Origin of the sequence: Dolichospermum planctonicum (assembly GCF_005402965.1) — a bacterium.
Classification (GTDB): domain Bacteria; phylum Cyanobacteriota; class Cyanobacteriia; order Cyanobacteriales; family Nostocaceae; genus Dolichospermum; species Dolichospermum planctonicum.
In genome coordinates this window covers 69592-89123 of record NZ_BJCF01000014.1, presented here as the reverse complement: position 1 = coordinate 89123, position 19532 = coordinate 69592, and the positions used below count along the sequence as shown (strand labels likewise).

Sequence of the window (19532 nt, the reverse complement as noted above, 5' to 3'; positions counted from 1 at the left end):
ATGACGTTTTTGGTGATTTACTGTTTCTCAAATGCCTTTTTTCACTTTATATGTTTGTTTTGATGCTCTCTTTAATTTTTTCTCTACGTAATTTACCTCTGTGACAGTTTGGGGTGCGGAATGTGGGCTAAAATATGAAAAGGTCGGATTTTTACACCCGGAAGATGGGCTAAAGTCAGACTTAAGGCAGGTTGTGCTTCTATTTCTTCCGTTTTTCCAGTCTGTTTCCTGCCAATTACACCCCCTGCACTACAACCAATTAATACGGGTACAGAAAGTTTTTCTGCCAATAAAGGTAAAAGCCTTGTATACTCACTCATAAAAGCAGAAGAAATGAATACCAGCCCTAAATCCGCTGGTGCTGTTAAAGATGCCACAGCTTGTTCTACGACATCGTTAATAGCCGCTTCTAAAGAAGAACGGGTTGATAAAGCATTTGTCCACTGCATTTGATCTACCATGAGTTTTCGGTGTGTTTCTGTTTTGAGGTTAGTTGAATATTTTAACTAAGTTTGTCACTTTGTTGGTGATTAGGGAATAGGGAACTCTGAGCAGGGAACTCTGAACAGGGAATAAATTGGTGTGTACTTCATTAGACAGGGATTCGCTATATAAACACTTATTCAGAACTTATTCAAATACAGGAGGCCATAATTCAGAAATAGCAATTTCCCAACCAGGAAATAATTCACTTACAGTTAATTTATCATCTTCTGTTAATAATGTCATTTTCCCATCAGGACGATAAACAGTAACAGTTAATTCATCAGGATTAACAAGAATTGCTACCTTAGCACCTAATTCTAAAAACAATTTGAGTTTATCTTCTAATTTAGAAACTCTATCAGTTTTTGATTTAATTTCTACCACTAAATCAGGAACTAAATTCCCAAAATCTCTCACAGTCCGTTTTAATCTTTGAGCAGAAACAAAGGAAACATCAGGAGCGCGTAAATCAGTATTTGGCATAATAAACCCACCACTGGAGTCAAATATTCTCCCTAATTTACGAGGATTAGTCCATAATTTTAGCAAATATATGAACTCAGCACCAATTTCACTAGATTCTATATCCGATGGACCCATAATTAAAATATTCCCTTCTTGTAGTTCTATTTGATAGTCGTTATCATCATCTTTTAATATTTGTTCTATTTTTTCTACGTTGTCAATTGTCAGAGTCATATAATTTTCATCTCCAGTGATATTTGTGATGATTCGATATTATAGCATTTCGTCAAACTATGTAGGATGCGTCAGATATTATAAATCTATTTATTGATATAATTTACAGCAGTTCCCGGCATTATGAAGCACAGATATTAATGATAAAACTCTTGTGGTGCGGGCATACTTCGACCAAACTCAGTACAAGTCTTGCCCGCATAAAGTATACCTCACTCAATCTGAACGTGCTGTATGCAGTAGCAAAGCACCTTACTTATCTATTTTTATCTCTGCATATTCTTGTTCTGTTAGTGCAAATTCGGGGTCTATGATTTTCACTTCTTGATAAGTTAGTTCATAAAGTTTATAAACCATATTGTCTATTTGTTGTTCTAATGCAGTGGTATCTTTACCTTGAGATTTGAAGGTTATAATTTCTTCTGCTTTTTTAATAAATATATTTTGGACATTTTCACAGGTTAACATAATAGGAATACGCGACGTTACAGGACTATCAAAATGTATTGTTTTAATTGCTTTTCCAAGTATAAAAAGATAGACATACCAATTTACAAGTTTTGAATTTAATAAGCACCAAATATATTTAGATGATATCTCATCTTTTTTTATGGTAACTTGATTAATAGTATCTACTAAAATTAGGTCAGTTTGTTCAGAAATACAGCTAATAATTTGAATATGTTCATAAGGTTTATTAATATGGGCTACAATATTCTGTACAAGCACAGAATTTCTATTAATTTTTGCTTTTTCACTAATTAAAATGGCATCATTGATATATCCTTTAATATTTCTAATTCCATATTTATTAATTTCCTTACCTCCTATAACTGCATATTTACCTTCTGTAACTAAATGTTTTTGTAATCCAATTTCCCCTCTACTATTATCAGCAATATCATTGAGAAAATTACTTTTTTCAAAAATCTTATTACCAATAATGAGTTCACTATTATTAATTCCATTGGGGAAAAGCCCAAATTTTGTCTTTAAGTTTTTGTGGATATTACCCATAAAATTAAAAGATTTATCAGCTTTAAATAAGATTGATTGATAGTTATTTAGTATTTTACCTTTATGTATAGAAATAATGCAAACTTCAAGTTTTACATTTTCAAATGCTTTTCCACAGTCTGCAATCAAAGAAATTTCTTTCTCAACAAAATCTCTTATGTCTGCATAATTTGATGCAAAAGTGAATGATTTGGGAAGAATATATGTTTTTATGCTCTTTTCTTTAGTCAATAAAATACCTCTTTCAATGAAAAGTATTGCAGTTTCAGAAGTTTTTATTTGATATTTTTCTTGAAAAAACTTAATATCTAATGTACTTAATTTTGCACCATAAGGAGGATTACCAATAACAATATCAAAACCCACATTTTCCACAACTTGCTGATTCATAACTTCAGGAAAATCTAACCTCCAGTCAAAGAAATTAAGAAACTGATCAGGATGATCTTTTAAATGTTTCAATTCCTGAATATTTTGTTTCCAACCAACAGTTTGTAAATAAATTTCCGTTTGCTTAGTTAAAGCTTTACCCCTACCAGTGGGTTTAGTTTCCATACCCTTACTTTTAATCATCAATTCCAATTGACTTATCAACAAATCAACTTTCAAATTACGGATATCCACAGCTAATTTTTTCTTATCGCTATCAGGACTAAAAAACTGCTTTTGTTTCTCACTAATTTTCCTCAGAATTTCTTCCGGTTGGAAAACATCAACTAAAAGACTACCTTGTTTAACATCCTTCATTTCCCAATCAATATCAATAATATCATCACCTAACTTACTTACCAAACTATTACCCACCACAATTTTATAATCAAGATTAGGTAAAGCTTTGGGTTGTTTTTCATCTACAATTAAACTCAACCAAAAACGTAATCTAGCAATATCCACAGCACCCCGTTCAATATCTACCCCATAAATACTATTTTGGATAATATTTAATTTCACTTCCGCACCATCAAAATTAGTCGTATTCCCAAATTCAAAAGTATGTAGAGTTTGTTTTGCGGTAAATATTTCATGTAACAAACCCATAGGAAAAGCACCCGAACCAATAGCAGGATCACAAATCTTGACTTTATCCAATGCTTGATTAAATTCAGCAGCATAATTTTTAATTAACTTTTGATCATCATCATCTAATTTATTTTTCAGTAACTTTTCAATTAATGTCCTATTTATTTGTTTAGATGCATCAAAGTTAGCTAAACTTGCATCAGTAATAACTTCATAACCGTGATTTTCAAACCAAGTAGTCAGATATTCAATCAAACTTTCCTGACACATATAATGGACAATTTCTTTCGGAGTGTAATATGCACCCTTATCTTTATTATCTTCCAGTAAATTCTCAAAAATATGACCTAACATTTCCGGGTCAACAGCTATAGTATGATCATCAGGATCATCTTCATAGATAGTAAAATTATATTGATCAAAAAAGTTAAAAAGATTTGCAAATAAATAGTCAGGAAAAACTAAATTACGATAATTTCGATTATCTTCCTCAAATAAACCCCCATTTAAGTAGGGTATTCTACAAGGTTGATTTTCACCAAGTTGAATTAAATCCTGAGGACGTTTTGTATTTAAAGTATCAAAAAATAACACAGATAAAAAATCTTGATAAAAAAGTTCTTTATGGGTAAAATTCTGAAATTGATTAGTTAAAAAATGATCATCACCATTTCCCCAAGTTTCATGTTCTGGGACACCTAACCAGCCTTTTTTCTGGATAAAATATAAAAAGACAATCCTTCCCAATAATTTTTTATTAAAATCACGAATAGTTTTTTCATTACCATTAAAGATAGTTTGGTAAATTCCTGGTTGGGAAATGATATATTTACAGAATATATCATAATGTTTTTTATATTCCTGGAAAAATGTTTGAGAAAGTTTTTCTACAGAAAACGCTTCTTTGATATCATCTAAAGTAGCTTTATTACCTTTATTAATAATCCGTTCAAACCGTTCTACCGCAGTTTTAATACTTTCACCCTCACCTAATATATAAGTATAGCGTTTAGGTTCGGTGGTGATTTTTATAAATTCTCCCTCTGGGTCATAACCTGTTAATTCGGAAACGTAGGTAAAACGCCAATTTGTATTTTCTGGATGATGATAAACAATGAAAGCAGCATCAATATTTTGCCAATATTTACGCAATAAATTTCTTAATCCTACCCGATTTCGTTCTAAGATAATACCATTTGCTAGGGTGACTTCATAAACTGCGATTTGTCTATCAATACCATTTTCGTCAAGTAATATATAGCCTAATTTTTGAGCATTGGTAGCCACATGATCATCAATACCTGTTAAGTTTTCAGGGGTTGATAATAATTGCACGTTAGCAAATGTTTGTCCTAGAAATTGTTTCCATTTAGCTTGGTTGTAGGGTTGGTTAAATAGGTTTTGGATTTGTTGTTTTTTCATAATATTATCATACCTGATTTGTTTTTGCATGATATCGAAGTCGAGAATTTAAACAGTTGCTAGTTTTATGTCTGCATATTCTTTTTCTGTTAGTGCAAATTCGGGGTCAATGATTTTCACTTCTTCGTAAGTTAGTTCATAAAGTTTATAAACCATATTGTCTATTTGTTGTTCTAATGCGGTTGTATCTTTACCTTGAGATTTGAGGGTTATAATTTCTTCTGCTTTTTTAATAAATATTTGTTGCTGTTCATTGGATATTTGCGGAACTGGTAACTGTTCAACAAACATTGGTTTATATTCAAAATAGCCGCCATTTCTCGTAACACCTAATTTTCTGATGTAGTAATCTGAAACAGGTGAGTTTAAAACAGCAAGAATGTATTTATTACCAGGTGTAATAATTGGACATGGCGCACATAAATACAAATTTTTATCTACAAAACTATATTGAGCGTTAAGTGCTAAATTACCCCATGTAATCTTTTCTTTTTCAAATTCTTCGTAGTAACCGATTTGATCTTGTGTTTCAAACCATTCATTACTTGTTTTTTTTCTTGATTTAGCCTTTTGTCCAATTTCATCAATAAAATCCTCCCCTGTTTGATATATTCTTCTACCAAAACTTTGAAGGTATTTTTTTACAACAGGATAGTTATCAATATCTATTTTTAAAGCGGGAAAAGTTGCAATTAACCACAATCCTACCCATTCAGCCTTGTAGCGTTTTATATCTCTACCGCGTAAAATTGGTTTTATAATTTCGGCACTTTTAGGATCTTCTTGACAAAGGCGTTCTTTAGTTACAGTATCAATAATAAACGCTTCATTAAAACCTGTTAAAATACCTCTATAAATATTAATATCCCAATTTTTTAGAGGTTTACCAATACGTTCTATTTTTTTCTTAATATTGTTTTGTGTAGAGTTAAGAATTGTCCAAGTTTCATCACTAAGTTGATCAACAATAACCCATTGTGTATCAAATTCTGCAAATGAATGAATCTGTTTTAATTTGGAAATATCCAAAGCTTTGAGTTGAAATTTATTGATAGACTTTTCAACTTTTTGTATTAAAAGAATATTTGTATCTACTGTAGCACTTTCAAAAATTCCAGCACCTAAATCAATTATTTTTAGTGGATTATGTTTACAGAAAAATGCACGAGTTGATTTACCATAACCTGCTCGCATCCACTTATTAGAAGTAATATACATTAAAACGCCTTTTATTTTTGCTAATTCAATCCCTTGTTCATAAAAAAGAGAATAAATATCTCCTTTGCGTTCAAAGGTTTCAAAACCTTGATTAACAAACATATCAGCTAATTTACCACCATCTTTTTGCAATTGAATATAAGGAGGATTACCAATAACAATATCAAAACCCACATTTTCCACAACTTGCTGATTCATGACTTCAGGAAAATCTAACCTCCAATCAAAGAAATTAAGAAACAGATCAGGATGATCTTTTAAATGTTTCAATTCCCGAATATTTTGTTTCCAACCAACAGTTTGTAAATAAATTTCCGTTTGCTTAGTTAAAGCTTTACCCCTACCAGTGGGTTTAGTTTCCATACCCTTACTTTTAATCATCAACTCCAATTGACTTATCAACAAATCAACTTTCAAATTACGGATATCCACAGCTAATTTTTTCTTATCACTATCAGGACTAAAAAACTGCTTTTGTTTATCACTAATTTTCCTGATAATTGCTTCCGGTTGGAAAACATCAACTAAAAGACTACCTTGTTTAACATCCTTCATTTCCCAATCAATATCAATAATATCATCACCTAACTTACTTACCAAACTATTACCCACCACAATTTTATAATCAAGATTAGGTAAAGCTTTGGGTTGTTTTTCATCTACAATTAAACTCAACCAAAAACGTAATCTAGCAATATCCACAGCACCCCGTTCAATATCTACCCCATAAATACTATTTTGGATAATATTTAATTTCACTTCCGCACCATCAAAATTAGTCGTATTCCCAAATTCAAAAGTATGTAGAGTTTGTTTTGCGGTAAATATTTCATGTAACAAACCCATAGGAAAAGCACCCGAACCAATAGCAGGATCACAAATCTTGACTTTATCCAATGCTTGATTAAATTCAGCAGCATAATTTTTAATTAACTTTTGATCATCATCATCTAATTTATTTTTCAGTAACTTTTCAATTAATGTCCTATTTATTTGTTTAGATGCATCAAAGTTAGCTAAACTTGCATCAGTAATAACTTCATAACCGTGATTTTCAAACCAAGTAGTCAGATATTCAATCAAACTTTCCTGACACATATAATGGACAATTTCTTTCGGAGTGTAATATGCACCCTTATCTTTATTATCTTCCAGTAAATTCTCAAAAATATGACCTAACATTTCCGGGTCAACAGCTATAGTATGATCATCAGGATCATCTTCATAGATAGTAAAATTATATTGATCAAAAAAGTTAAAAAGATTTGCAAATAAATAGTCAGGAAAAACTAAATTACGATAATTTCGATTATCTTCCTCAAATAAACCCCCATTTAAGTAGGGTATTCTACAAGGTTGATTTTCACCAAGTTGAATTAAATCCTGAGGACGTTTTGTATTTAAAGTATCAAAAAATAACACAGATAAAAAATCTTGATAAAAAAGTTCTTTATGGGTAAAATTCTGAAATTGATTAGTTAAAAAATGATCATCACCATTTCCCCAAGTTTCATGTTCTGGGACACCTAACCAGCCTTTTTTCTGGATAAAATATAAAAAGACAATCCTTCCCAATAATTTTTTATTAAAATCACGAATAGTTTTTTCATTACCATTAAAGATAGTTTGGTAAATTCCTGGTTGGGAAATGATATATTTACAGAATATATCATAATGTTTTTTATATTCCTGGAAAAATGTTTGAGAAAGTTTTTCTACAGAAAACGCTTCTTTGATATCATCTAAAGTAGCTTTATTACCTTTATTAATAATCCGTTCAAACCGTTCTACCGCAGTTTTAATACTTTCACCCTCACCTAATATATAAGTATAGCGTTTAGGTTCGGTGGTGATTTTTATAAATTCTCCCTCTGGGTCATAACCTGTTAATTCGGAAACGTAGGTAAAACGCCAATTTGTATTTTCTGGATGATGATAAACAATGAAAGCAGCATCAATATTTTGCCAATATTTACGCAATAAATTTCTTAATCCTACCCGATTTCGTTCTAAGATAATACCATTTGCTAGGGTGACTTCATAAACTGCGATTTGTCTATCAATACCATTTTCGTCAAGTAATATATAGCCTAATTTTTGAGCATTGGTAGCCACATGATCATCAATACCTGTTAAGTTTTCAGGGGTTGATAATAATTGTACGTTAGCAAATGTTTGTCCTAGAAATTGTTTCCATTTAGCTTGGTTGTAGGGTTGGTTAAATAGGTTTTGGATTTGTTGTTTTTTCATAATTTTGGTATAGGTTAATTACATTCATTTCTTAATTCACGTAGGTGGACTTTGTTTGTGTAGCACCGAATTATATTCGCAGGTTTAATTCTTTCTTATTGCTGTTTTAACCATTGTCGAAACTTCCTTAAAGTAGGACTTCTCCCAAAAATACGACTTTCTTGAACGAATTGAGGAATTATTGGCAAAATTGGTAAATTAGGAAAATTAGGACTAACTTCTGATTCTATATATTTACCATTTTGTAGAATATTAATGTATAATTTATCATCTTCATATCGCCATACTTCGGGAACTGCTAAAGCTAAATAAGCATCTAATTGTGTTTTGGAAGTAACATCAATTTCTATGACTAAATCAGGAGGAGGATCAATAGTTAAATCTATTTTTTGTTTACCAATCATCTGTAGATGATTTTGAATATAAAATGAATCATCTGGTTCTATACCACTATTCATATCTTGACGTTTAAAAGTAGTTGAACCAAAACATTCACAATCAATTTCTAACTCCTCTAGGATAATTTTCACTAAATCTCCAATAATAACTTTCGCTACTTCATGCTTAGGTAACGGCATTTTAATTTCTAAATTCCCCTGATAATAAGCTAATCTACTACCACGATTTTCTCCTAATTCTGTTAATATTTCTTCAAATTCCGGCCAAGAAATTTTGTGTAATATAATTCTATGTCCTGGTGGTACTGTTAATTGTCTTAGTTGTATTGTCACCATATTAGAAAAGGGGTAAGATGATTATATAAAAGATTCAGAAATAATTAATACTGGTTTCTCAACTTTTCTTTTTTCTCCTTTTAGGAAATTGGCTGAATCTAGACTATATTTTTCAGCGATTTTATCAAGTTCCAAAATAGCTACATCTAATTTTAACTTTTTCTTTTGTAATTTGTCAACATCCGCAGGTAAATTAGTGTATTTTCCTATATCAATTAACATGATAATTTTCTTAATATTTTCCCTTTGTTTTTCCATAATTTTAGGATGATTAATAATTTGAGACAGGAACTTTTTAGCATTTTGGGCTACACCTCCGAACGCTTCTGGATCTATTTGTGATTGTACTAAGTTATATTCTATCCTTTCAAAATGCTTGATAGCGTTATTTATGTGATCATGATGGTTAGCGATTAATTCTTCAGGTTTTTCGTTTTCATCAGCTTCAAATATTTTAAATGCTTCTAAGGGTGTAATCTCTCTGGGTTGGTTATGACTATCTATCCAATAAAACTCAAATTTTTTATCTGTCTTTAAAAAAGCAATTGTACCATTTTGTAAAGCAGGTTTTTTAATTGCAGTGGAATTTCTACCTACTCTCGATTTTAACGGCATTTTTTGGATTTTCTCAAACCAAGTTTGATGTTTTTTTCTAAAGTTTCGTAAAAAGTACAAAAATCTTAATCTTTCGTCTTGTTCTTCCTGATAATTCCCGCTAAAAAGTTTAACTTCATCTAAAATTTCCTCAGTAGAGAATACTTGATTATCTTCTCCAAATGCAGTATGAAAAGCCTGAATTTTCATCAAAGCAGTTTTGTTTAACTGAATTTGTGAATCTCCCTGTGCTGAGGGATAAAAAACATAGTTATAAATTGCATTGGCCTTTGTCCCAATGCGATTAACTCGGCCAATTCTTTGCATTAACTTAGTTGAGTTCCAAGGTGTATCATAGTGAATAATCACATTAGCACGATGTAAATTTACACCTTCTGCTAAAACCTCTGTAGTCATGATAATACTATAATCATTTACCTGTTTATCCACCGCACAATTAGCATCAAAATTACTAACAATAGTATCATAAAGCTGTTTTCTGTTTTCACTAGAAACTACCAAAACATCTTTGCGAAATTTAGCCTTTAAAGCCTGGGACAAATAATCAACAGTATCCTTTGATTCAGAGAATATCACCAATTTACCTTCTAAATTCATCTTTTTATCAAAAAACAGATTATTTAATTTAGTAATAAATACATCTAATTTCGGATCATTTTCAATTGCGTTCCAATCTTCTACTAATTCGCTTAAAATTTCAGCATCTTTCCTTAAACTTTCAATAAACTCAGGTTTAAAATCCGTACTTTTAAAAGTTTGATTTTTAGGATTTTCTTCGCTTAGTCTCTCAATTTCTTTTTCGATTTCTTCCTCACTCCAACCCTTATCTAACAACTTATTAATATTAGTATCAGGAGCTATAAATATTTTATCATTAGCAAACATACTAATCATTCTCTTAGTTGCTTGTTGAAAATTAGTTAATGATTTTTTAAAAGCATAAAAACTACTTTCTAATCTTTTCACTAATTGGGTTTTCATGATAAATGCTAAGGATTTAGAAACCGTTTCCGCATTTTCATAATACTTACTTTGAATTTCTGGATTTAACCCCGCAATAGCTTGATAACGACTATATGTAAGTTTATATGTCAGTTGTTCCTTACCAGTCAGATAAATCACAGTTTTATGAAATAACTCATTTAATTTTTCATCCATAAGATATTCCACTTTTTGAGGTGGTTTTACTTGAGGAAATATAATTCCTTGCGCTGCTAAATCTAATTTATATTCAATAATATTTTCTAAATCTGTTCTAGTTCTTCTAATAGTAATAGGTTCAATTACCTTACTCCTAATTTCTCCATAAATTGCTCTGAGTTTATTCACATCTAATTCTTCAAATCGTTTCAAACTTTTATACTGTTCCATTAAAGGATTAAAAAAAGCAGTTAAATTTGTAATTGGTAGGGTTGACTGTCTAGCGTCTTGAAACATTTGAATTTGATAATAAATGTCATCTGGACGATTATTTAAAGGTGTCGCAGATATTAAAATTACTTTTTTTTGATTACCGGGAATTAAACCCTGATTTATTCTGGGACTTTTACAAATTAATTGCAAGTTTTGAAAAGCACCAGTTTTATGATGACGAAATTTATGGGCTTCGTCAACTATCACTAAATCATATTCTTCCTTGTTCCAATAATCTTGATGTTGTGTTAATATCTTATCAAGACTACCATTAGTGATAAACTTGGTATATTTGTCAATATTAAAATCTTTGCAAGTGTTTTTCCAATTCTTTTCTACTGCTGGAGGATAAACAACTAATATTTTTGTATTGTTTCTGCCATTTTCCATTAAAAACTTTTTAGCTACCATAACTGCGATTACCGTTTTACCTAATCCCACCACGTCAGCTAAAATAAAGCCATTGTGCTTGATCAACATATTAAAACCTTCATTTACAGCATCAACTTGATAAGAAAGTTTTTTAAAATTTTCCGGTAAATCACCCATAGAATCAGCATCATAACTAATATGATCACCAACATATTCACTAAAATATTCACTCAGTAATTTTATATATAATTCAAAGGGAGTGGTTTCTGCATTCAAATAAGTTTCTTTAGTAATATCTTTAATATCAACTGGTAATATATCAACAGATTCAACCCAAAGTTTCTCAAATTCCGTAGTCGCAAATTGCACATCCTCATATTCCGTTAATTGCACATTAAACTCATAATTATAAAAATTTCCCCCACCCAAACCTGCATCTGTGAGATTAGAAGAACCAGTTATGACCGTAGCTGGTGTATGTTGATTAAATGGTTCAGGACGTAAAATATAAACCTTCGCGTGCATCTTTTTTTCTGGATGTGCTTTGACTTGAATTTTGTTTTGAATTATGTCATCAATAAATTGTAAAATCCCTTCTTCAGTCTCTTGATCATAATTAGCACTTTGAATATCTTTTTGCATTTCCCGAATAAAATCTGCTCTTGTCCTTTCCTCATGTTTAAAAAATTCCAGTCCTGATTTTTGAGCATTAGCCAGCATTTGATCAACATTAATTCCTACTAATATTCTAATCTGGGGAACCTTGTCTAAAAATGGTCTAATCCTAAAATAACCTGATGCTCTAAAATATCCTACCAAAGCATCAAAATATTGAATATGAGGATTATATGTAAACACCCCTGCAAACTTGTTAATTAGGGTATTTTCTTCGCTATTAGTGAAAAATTTTGTTGACATATTAATTAATGTTTTTTAGATATTCTTTCCCCCATTCTCCATAATATTACTTTTTAAAGCTAAGTAGGTGAACGGAAAAAAACCGACATCAGTAACGAAAAGTAAAGTTGCTCAAAACCGTTCGGCTGACGCTCACGGCGAAGCCCCTTCCCAGTTAAGAGTTCCCAGTTAAGAGTTCCCAGTTAAGAGTTCCTTTGTCATAACGACAATTTTTAGCGCCCACCTACTTACTTTTTAAAGCAATAGATAATTGTCGTAATCTTTCACTAACTTCTAAATTAGATGCTTGTGATTTTAAATGATTTAAATTATTTGGTATCTCCGCTAATAAAAGCGGATTTCCTTGTAACCATTCATTCAAAGCTACCCCCGTCCAAGTACCTTCCTTTTCTCGAAAACTATCAACTAAACCCTTGAGTTCTTGAATACAATAGGATTCAAAACTAGCAGCGTTAAAAATTGCAAACTTTAAATATTCCTCAAAAGCATTAAGATCATTTTCCACTTCAAAAATTACCGCTTGTTGTGGTATTTCATTATTAATAGCTGCTGTTGCTATTCCTGTTACTATTCCCGTTATTCCCAATACTTGTTGACGAACTTCTAAGTTAAAAAGTAAATCTGCACCATATTTGACATATCTTTTCAAAAGACTATAAGCAGGTTCTTTACCACTATAATAATTGTCAACAATTTCAATATCTACCCCCAGACCTTTAATGATTTTATTGCGAGTGTCACTATTAACAGGACCTCTAATTAATGCTTCTGCGACAGGCCGCGCAAACCGCAAAAATAAAACACTGAGACTATTTTCCAATTTAGCTAAAAAATAATCTTCTGAATTTTCAATTAACCTAGCTTTTACTTGATCACTTCCCCATAATAAACTTGTCATATATGTAACCAAGTTTAAGGATTCATGTTGTAATTCTAAAGCCAATTGTCTAGCAATATTAGATAAAAGTCTACTTATATCATTATACAAATCCTCTCTCCAAGCAAAGTTAGCTTTCATTCTATCAAATTCAGGATTAGAATTAGCCAAAAAGATAGTATCTTTCTTTTTAAATGTTTCCCCTCGGAGTTTCTGCATTTCCTGATCAACGATTTCCAGATATCCTTCTCGAAACTTCTCTATTTGAGTTAAGGAATTAGCAGTTAAATCTTCTACAGCTTTGTTGACAACATAGGTATCATAATATTTTTGTAAATCAGCTTTAATGATTAACCATTTTTGATTCCACCATTCTGCAAATAAAACCCGTTGATTGTTTTCTGCAAATAGCTTGGCCTGTTCAGGATTTTCTGGATGATTTTTACTAACTAAACGATAAATTTCTTCAGATGTGCTAATAATTGTATTTAGAGAAGCTTCACACCGTTTCCTTAAAATAGCGACTCTTTCGGTATTAATATAATCAAAGATTTTCTCCTTAATTATCGGCATACCAGTAGCATCTGTTTTGAGAATTTCCACATCATCAATACCTGTTAATCTCTGCAAATGAGATTGAATAACATGAGTATCTCCTATTTCTAATTTAGTTTGTTCTCCAGCAATATTATTTAATAGCAAATATGCACCAGCAGAACCAGAAACTATTCTATGATTTGGTAAATTTGCCCGTTTTAACCAATCTTGAGCAGCTTCTTGAATGTGGGTTTTCATTGCTTCTGCACTACCTAATGAATCAATGCGACTTAAAAATACAAATAATTTATCAGCAACAGTGACGTTTTTATCTCCCTGTTCTGTAAACTTAATGATTTCTAATTCCTTTTCTCGCAGACTGGTAAAACGCTGTACTAATATCACAGCATCACAATCTGATAACATTTCTTGAGCTTCGTCAACGTGCTTTGCTAAACCAGAATCTAAACCAGGAACATCATAAAATACAATCCCTTCCGCTTGTGCAAGTTTGTTTGTATAAAGTCTCGCTTCTAACACAGCATGAGCATATTTTTCATCTGCTACATATTTTTTTAAAGGTTCTCGAATATCCTCTAATCTCGTAAATGGAAATGTTAGATTTCCTTCTTGTCTCACTTGTTGTAAAGTGATTTCATTGGTGCGAATAGTATTAATATCTTCTTGAGCTTGAGCTTTTTCTAATTCTTTGAGTAAGTTGATAAATTCAGCTTCGGTTTTTGCTTGTACTTCTAATCTTTGTTCTGATTCATGTTCAACCGAATAAATTTGTGTGGTAGTAAATGTACATCTTCCTCCCTTTGCTGGAAGTAAGTCACATTCTAACCAAGCATTCACAAAAGTGCTTTTCCCGGCTTTTTCTAACCCGACTACTGCAATGCGAAATTCCCGTTTTTTGAGTCTTTCCAGTTGACGACGTGCGGGTTGTGCTTCTTGTAATAGGATTTGTTTTAATTTAGGGGGAACTTCTGCTTGAGGTAAGTTGGCTAAATTAACCGCGTGTCTTTGAATATTTAAAGCGTCGGTTAAACGGGTTTCATAGTAGGAAGATGCTGTTTTCCAATCCATTGTAGATACTCCTTAAATAATGCGGTTAAAATTTTCTAAACCAGATACAGATAGATATTTCAGACAAGCTATTTTTCTCACCACACCTTGTCCATTAGCAGGAAGATTTCTCTTTAAAATGTATGGAACTTTTTTTCCCATGATTCCTGGTGCATCAGCAATATTAATTCTGATGTAAACTTCTCTTTGTTCACTTACATTCGTCATATTTTCCTCAGTTAATTCTAGCTGATTTTGTATCATATCTGCTTCTGCTGGTTCTATACAGAGAAAATATGCAGAATTATCTATTAATTTTTCTAAATCAGAGATATCAATAGGATAATTTTCTCTTATATTTCCTCCCAATACCGAGGCTGGTACAACCAAACACAAGGATACAGGTGATACAGTTTGAGGATTTTTTTGTGGTGGTGAAAATTTACCTGATGGTATAGTTTTAGAACTTTGTGGTTGCTGAAGATATATAAGATAAGCAGCAAATCCTACAATTAAACATCCTGCAACAATCATCAGTAATGGGAGATCATTATTTTCCATATATTTACTCAAATCCGGTAAGTTGTTAGGGGGTTGTTTTTGATCATTTGACGTACTCACAAAAAGACTCAAGAGGTTATCTCTTAATAATGCTTTACTAACAATACCAAATGATGAGCAAATTTTTGTCGCCAATTCTTGTAGAACTATTGAATATATCACTTGACCTAAGACTCCTTTTTTTCATTTTTTATGTCGGGATAACGGGATAAATTTCTTCAAAAAATGCGGTTAAATTCGTCTAAACCAGATACAGATAAATATTTAAGACAAGCTATTTTTCTCACCACACCTATTCCATTAGCAGGAAGATATCTCTTTAAAATATATGGAAATTTTTTTCCGATGATTTCTTCTGCATCAGCAATATTAATTCTGATGTAAACTTCTCTTTGTTCACTTACATTCGTAATATTTTCCTCAGTTAATTCTAGCTGATTTTGTATAGTATCTGCTTGTGCTGGTTCTATACAGAGAAAATATGCAGAATTATCTATTAATTTTCCTATCTCAGAGATATTAATGGGATAATTTTCTTTGATATTTCCGCCTAATACCGAAGCCGGTACGACCAAACACAAGGATTGAGGATTTTTTTGTGGTGGTGAAGAGTTACCTAATGGTATATTTGATGGTATATTTGATGGTATATTTTTAGGGCTTTGTTGTGCTTTTCTGAGAAATGAAAGACAAGCAGAAGCTCCTACAATTAAACATCCGATCACAACAATTTGAAATAGCTTGAGATCATTATTTTCATATTTATTCAAATCCAGTAAGTTGTTAAAGACTTCTTGGAACTGTGCTGTGATCTGTTGTTTTTTACCATTTGGCGTACTCACAAAAATATCAATGATGTCAGATAATATAGATAAGTCCTCTTCTACCGATGCTTTATCACTAATATTTGATAATGAGAGAATTTCTTGGGCATTTTCTGGAACTATTAAATGTATTACTGTAAAGAGAATTCCTTTTTTATGACCGTTTATGTGGGGATAAACTTTTTCAAAAACTTGTTCATAAAGGGTCTTTAAGTTTTGACCTGGGGAGGATACTAGTTTTTTGTTGCTCATATCATTGTATTTTTGGATGGATAGATCTTATTTTACTTACAAGATTAGTTCTTGAATTTCCAGGAAGTTTCTAAACCAGAAAATTCTGCTGATAGATTTTGAGCTTTTGCTTGCATAGGTAGCCAAACATCTTTTTGTTTTTCATAATCTAAGGTAATTTCTTGGTTAGCTCTATCCAGTTTTTCTTGATAACGATCAAGAATATCATTCTGAATATTATTTACATTTTTTTTTAGAACGTCAATTTGTTCTAACAACCAACGCGCAATTTGATTTACTATTTTAATTTGTTCACCTTGTGATTGGATAATCCAACCTGCTAGTAAGTCTTCCACACTAGGTACTTGAGCATTATCACTAGAACGGGTTTCATATTGGGTTTCATAAAAAGTATGTTCCCAAAGCCATAATGTGTACCAATCTCTTCGCTTTTTTTCAATCTTTATTGCTTCTAGCCATGTTCCTTGTGTAATCGCAAATCCTGCTGTAAACTGAAAATTGAATGTTAGTTGATGATCAACTTGATTGAGTTGATAATCAGAAAACTTGATAGATATATCAGGTGCAATTGTATTTAATCCATCTTCAGTATAAGACAAATGGTGACGAAATAGTTGAGATACAGCTTCATAAATCCTATTTAATTCTTGGGTAGAAATTTGCTTTAATACATCCTCTATGACAATATTGAGGTGGATAGCTAATTCATTCAGTTCTTCATTGATTTGTTGAAGTTGATTTTTCTCTTCCTCTGTCTTTGCTTCCATTGTTTTACCTTCTTTAGCAACGGCAGCAGTATAACCCAAGTTGACTAAATGATTTAAGTTTCTGGATAGTAAATTTACATCTGAAATATTTGCCTTTTTCAAATTTGGATTGTTTAAGTCTATCTTACCAGTTTCTAAAGACTTGGCTACCGCTTCTAATACTTCCTGAAGTCCTTTTCTTAACGCATCACGCCATCCAAACAGGGGAGATAATTTTTCTCCCAATTCTTTATATGGTGCTACATTTTGCAATTCCGCAATTGCCTTTTTGATATGATTTACAGCATCATCTTTTAATTCCTCTTTTAATTCCTCTGCTAGAACTTGCTTAACTTTTGTATCTAATTTTTCAAAAGGTTTTCTTAAATTTGTATCGCTAATTTTCAGAAAACGCTCAATTGATGATCTAATCTGTGATATCTTTTCACATTCTTCTTGATACCGTTCCTCCGAACTATTAAGAATAGCATTTGTTGTCTGTGTTGCCCATTCCGCGATCGCATTTCCAGCAGCTATATTAAAACGTTCTATAATTTGGGGAATTACTAACTGGGGAAAATGTTTATTAATATGTTCCCTGAGATTTTCCTGAAATTCCTCACCATAGGATTTGTCCCATAATGCTTCAGCAACTCTATTTTTATCGTGTCTATTCCATTTTTGTGTATTACGTGGCAAATCTTCTAAAATATCTTCAATTAAGCCATTAAAATGATTATCGGCTTTTTTACAAGCTTCAGCACTGTAAAAATCATCTTGGTTTTGAATTTGCAAAGCTAACAAAGCAGGCCATGTACTCAGTTTAACTACTTTTAAATTTTCAATATCTTCGGTATATTCCTTTAATTGCTCAGTTAATTCATTTTTAATATCACGAATAGCTTTTTCTACAAACCGATTTTCTGATTCTGGCCAGCTTCTATCGGCTCGAAAAACATCAATCCTATTCAGTGCAAAAAGCATCCGCGCTGGAGAACCACCTAAATCTTTTACCTGCTGTACTACCTCTTGCAATAAACTTTTTACCTTCTGAGAATCTGTCTCAGCACTATTATAAGTAACTATACACAAAGCCTCTCGACATTGTTTAATCACATTAGCATTACCCTGATCACCCACATAAGCTAAACCAGGTAAATCAAGTATTCTTACTCTTGTTGCTTTTGGTAATTGTAATTGAGATTCTTTTAACAGTCGAAAAGGATAAGTAATTGTAGATTGGGGACAGGCTAAATTAGGTTGGGTTTCTCTATTTTCGATATAACCTATCATTGCTTGATAAAGACGTTGATAAATTTTATCGTCACTAATGCCTCTCCATTCTCCACATTCCCATAACGCCCCTGGTGTTTCATGAATGATCAGAGATTTTTCTGTATTATACTCAATGGTCACTGCACCAGCGCTCATTTCACTAACTGCAACCGGGACAATTTCCGCACCACATAGCAAATTAACCAGAGTGCTTTTACCACTGCTGGTAGTTCCCGTTGTGGCCAGGGTGAGAGTAGGATTTTGTAGTTCGTAGACTAATTGATTTAATGCTGTTTCTAATTTATCGGTAAGTTCTTGTATTTCCGGTTGATAACTCTCCGGTAGGTGCTGGGATATTTCCGTATGAAAGTTATCCCAGTATTGAGCTAGTAGTTTGGCTTTAGACTCGATTTCTGCAAATACTTTATATACTGAGTTGCTCATATTGCCAAATCCATACTTGGTAACTTTGGGTGTTGTCTGGTTGAAAATCCTATTACATAGTATATACATAGAATGTTTCATAAAGCAAGTCCAAGCAAAAAATAGCTTAGTAACAATAGCTCCACCGGAATTTGGTGACAAGTTTAGTCAGGGGTGCTAACTTATCTGGTGATCTCATTCCCATACTCTGTATGAGAGTGAGATATACGCACATTTAATTTTCACCAGATGTTTATTGGCAAAAATTCCCCTTCTTCCCTACTACCTAATTTAAAACTGCTCTAAATACTGATTAAGATCCTCAATAACGCGGGTAAGTTCCGCCTCTGTTGTCAACCGAATACCTAAATTGCGAATTGTTAACAAAACTTTAGCCGCAAAGGGAGTAGGCCAGATATTAGGATTACAAAATATCTCCACAAATACATCCCCAGTATAACGATACTCCAGGGAGGGTTGGGGGCTAACTTTACCTGTACCTGGGGTGGTTTTAGCAGCAACAGCTTTGAGGCTTTTCATTAATTCATTGATTTCTGCTTTTAATTCTTGCGCTGCTTGGGGTGAAAAACTGAAGGAAACAGAACCTTCTACTAGATTTAGTGTTAAAGGTACAAAAGACATAAGCTACTTATTAAAAATAATTCGTAATTATCCATATTACCTCAAGATGCTCCCAGATACCCAACTTCTCAAAGAAGTTGAGAATCTTTTTCTGTAATAAAGATATTAATTCTTAATTAGCAACTTTTGACCTATTTCCTGTATATTTATTCCTAGAAATAAA

The 19532-nt window shown here is 32.0% G+C and carries 10 protein-coding genes and 1 pseudogene; all 11 read right to left on the bottom strand.

The features are described 5' to 3' along the window. Positions 1 to 125 precede the first annotated feature (125 nt). Positions 126 to 461: pseudogene (locus FFO06_RS08560) on the bottom strand (FIST N-terminal domain-containing protein); the annotation flags it as partial. Between the two features lie 169 nt (positions 462 to 630). Continuing rightward, positions 631 to 1185, bottom strand: coding sequence for a Uma2 family endonuclease (locus FFO06_RS08555; protein ID WP_137907657.1), 555 nt, complete (start codon positions 1183 to 1185; stop codon positions 631 to 633). A gap of 252 nt (positions 1186 to 1437) precedes the next feature. Beyond that, positions 1438 to 4644: an Eco57I restriction-modification methylase domain-containing protein gene (locus tag FFO06_RS08550; protein ID WP_236097105.1), complete on the bottom strand. Its 3207-nt coding sequence runs from the start codon at positions 4642 to 4644 to the stop codon at positions 1438 to 1440. Positions 4645 to 4692: 48 nt separating this feature from the next. Continuing rightward, the gene (locus FFO06_RS08545) at positions 4693 to 8112 is read right to left on the bottom strand and encodes an Eco57I restriction-modification methylase domain-containing protein (RefSeq protein WP_137907655.1); all 3420 of its coding nucleotides are present in this window, start codon (positions 8110 to 8112) and stop codon (positions 4693 to 4695) included. 95 nt (positions 8113 to 8207) lie between these two features. Continuing rightward, complete coding sequence (locus FFO06_RS08540) at positions 8208 to 8846, bottom strand: Uma2 family endonuclease (protein WP_137907654.1); 639 nt, start codon at positions 8844 to 8846, stop codon at positions 8208 to 8210. Positions 8847 to 8867: 21 nt separating this feature from the next. Further along, complete coding sequence (locus tag FFO06_RS08535; protein WP_137907653.1) at positions 8868 to 12164, bottom strand: helicase-related protein; 3297 nt, start codon at positions 12162 to 12164, stop codon at positions 8868 to 8870. Positions 12165 to 12387: 223 nt separating this feature from the next. Continuing rightward, the gene (locus FFO06_RS08530) at positions 12388 to 14667 is read right to left on the bottom strand and encodes a dynamin family protein (protein ID WP_137907652.1); all 2280 of its coding nucleotides are present in this window, start codon (positions 14665 to 14667) and stop codon (positions 12388 to 12390) included. A 12-nt stretch (positions 14668 to 14679) separates the two neighbouring features. Then, positions 14680 to 15369, bottom strand: a complete 690-nt coding sequence (locus FFO06_RS08525) for a hypothetical protein (RefSeq protein WP_162501185.1) — start codon at positions 15367 to 15369, stop codon at positions 14680 to 14682. A gap of 56 nt (positions 15370 to 15425) precedes the next feature. Next, positions 15426 to 16283 (bottom strand): hypothetical protein, encoded by an 858-nt coding sequence (locus FFO06_RS08520; protein ID WP_137907650.1) that lies wholly within the window; start codon positions 16281 to 16283, stop codon positions 15426 to 15428. 44 nt (positions 16284 to 16327) lie between these two features. Continuing rightward, positions 16328 to 18748, bottom strand: coding sequence for a dynamin family protein (locus FFO06_RS08515; RefSeq protein WP_137907649.1), 2421 nt, complete (start codon positions 18746 to 18748; stop codon positions 16328 to 16330). Between the two features lie 270 nt (positions 18749 to 19018). After that, complete coding sequence (locus tag FFO06_RS08510) at positions 19019 to 19369, bottom strand: hypothetical protein (RefSeq protein ID WP_028090359.1); 351 nt, start codon at positions 19367 to 19369, stop codon at positions 19019 to 19021. Between the last annotated feature and the right edge of the window lie 163 nt (positions 19370 to 19532).

Coding starts and splice junctions, on each gene's coding strand:
- FFO06_RS08510 (WP_028090359.1), bottom strand. CDS start 19,369: ATGTCTTTTGTACCTTTAACACTAAATCTAGTAGAAGGTTCTGTTTCC.
- FFO06_RS08545 (WP_137907655.1), bottom strand. CDS start 8,112: ATGAAAAAACAACAAATCCAAAACCTATTTAACCAACCCTACAACCAA.
- FFO06_RS08540 (WP_137907654.1), bottom strand. CDS start 8,846: ATGGTGACAATACAACTAAGACAATTAACAGTACCACCAGGACATAGA.
- FFO06_RS08555 (WP_137907657.1), bottom strand. CDS start 1,185: ATGACTCTGACAATTGACAACGTAGAAAAAATAGAACAAATATTAAAA.
- FFO06_RS08530 (WP_137907652.1), bottom strand. CDS start 14,667: ATGGATTGGAAAACAGCATCTTCCTACTATGAAACCCGTTTAACCGAC.
- FFO06_RS08515 (WP_137907649.1), bottom strand. CDS start 18,748: ATGAGCAACTCAGTATATAAAGTATTTGCAGAAATCGAGTCTAAAGCC.
- FFO06_RS08535 (WP_137907653.1), bottom strand. CDS start 12,164: ATGTCAACAAAATTTTTCACTAATAGCGAAGAAAATACCCTAATTAAC.
- FFO06_RS08520 (WP_137907650.1), bottom strand. CDS start 16,283: ATGAGCAACAAAAAACTAGTATCCTCCCCAGGTCAAAACTTAAAGACC.
- FFO06_RS08550 (WP_236097105.1), bottom strand. CDS start 4,644: ATGAAAAAACAACAAATCCAAAACCTATTTAACCAACCCTACAACCAA.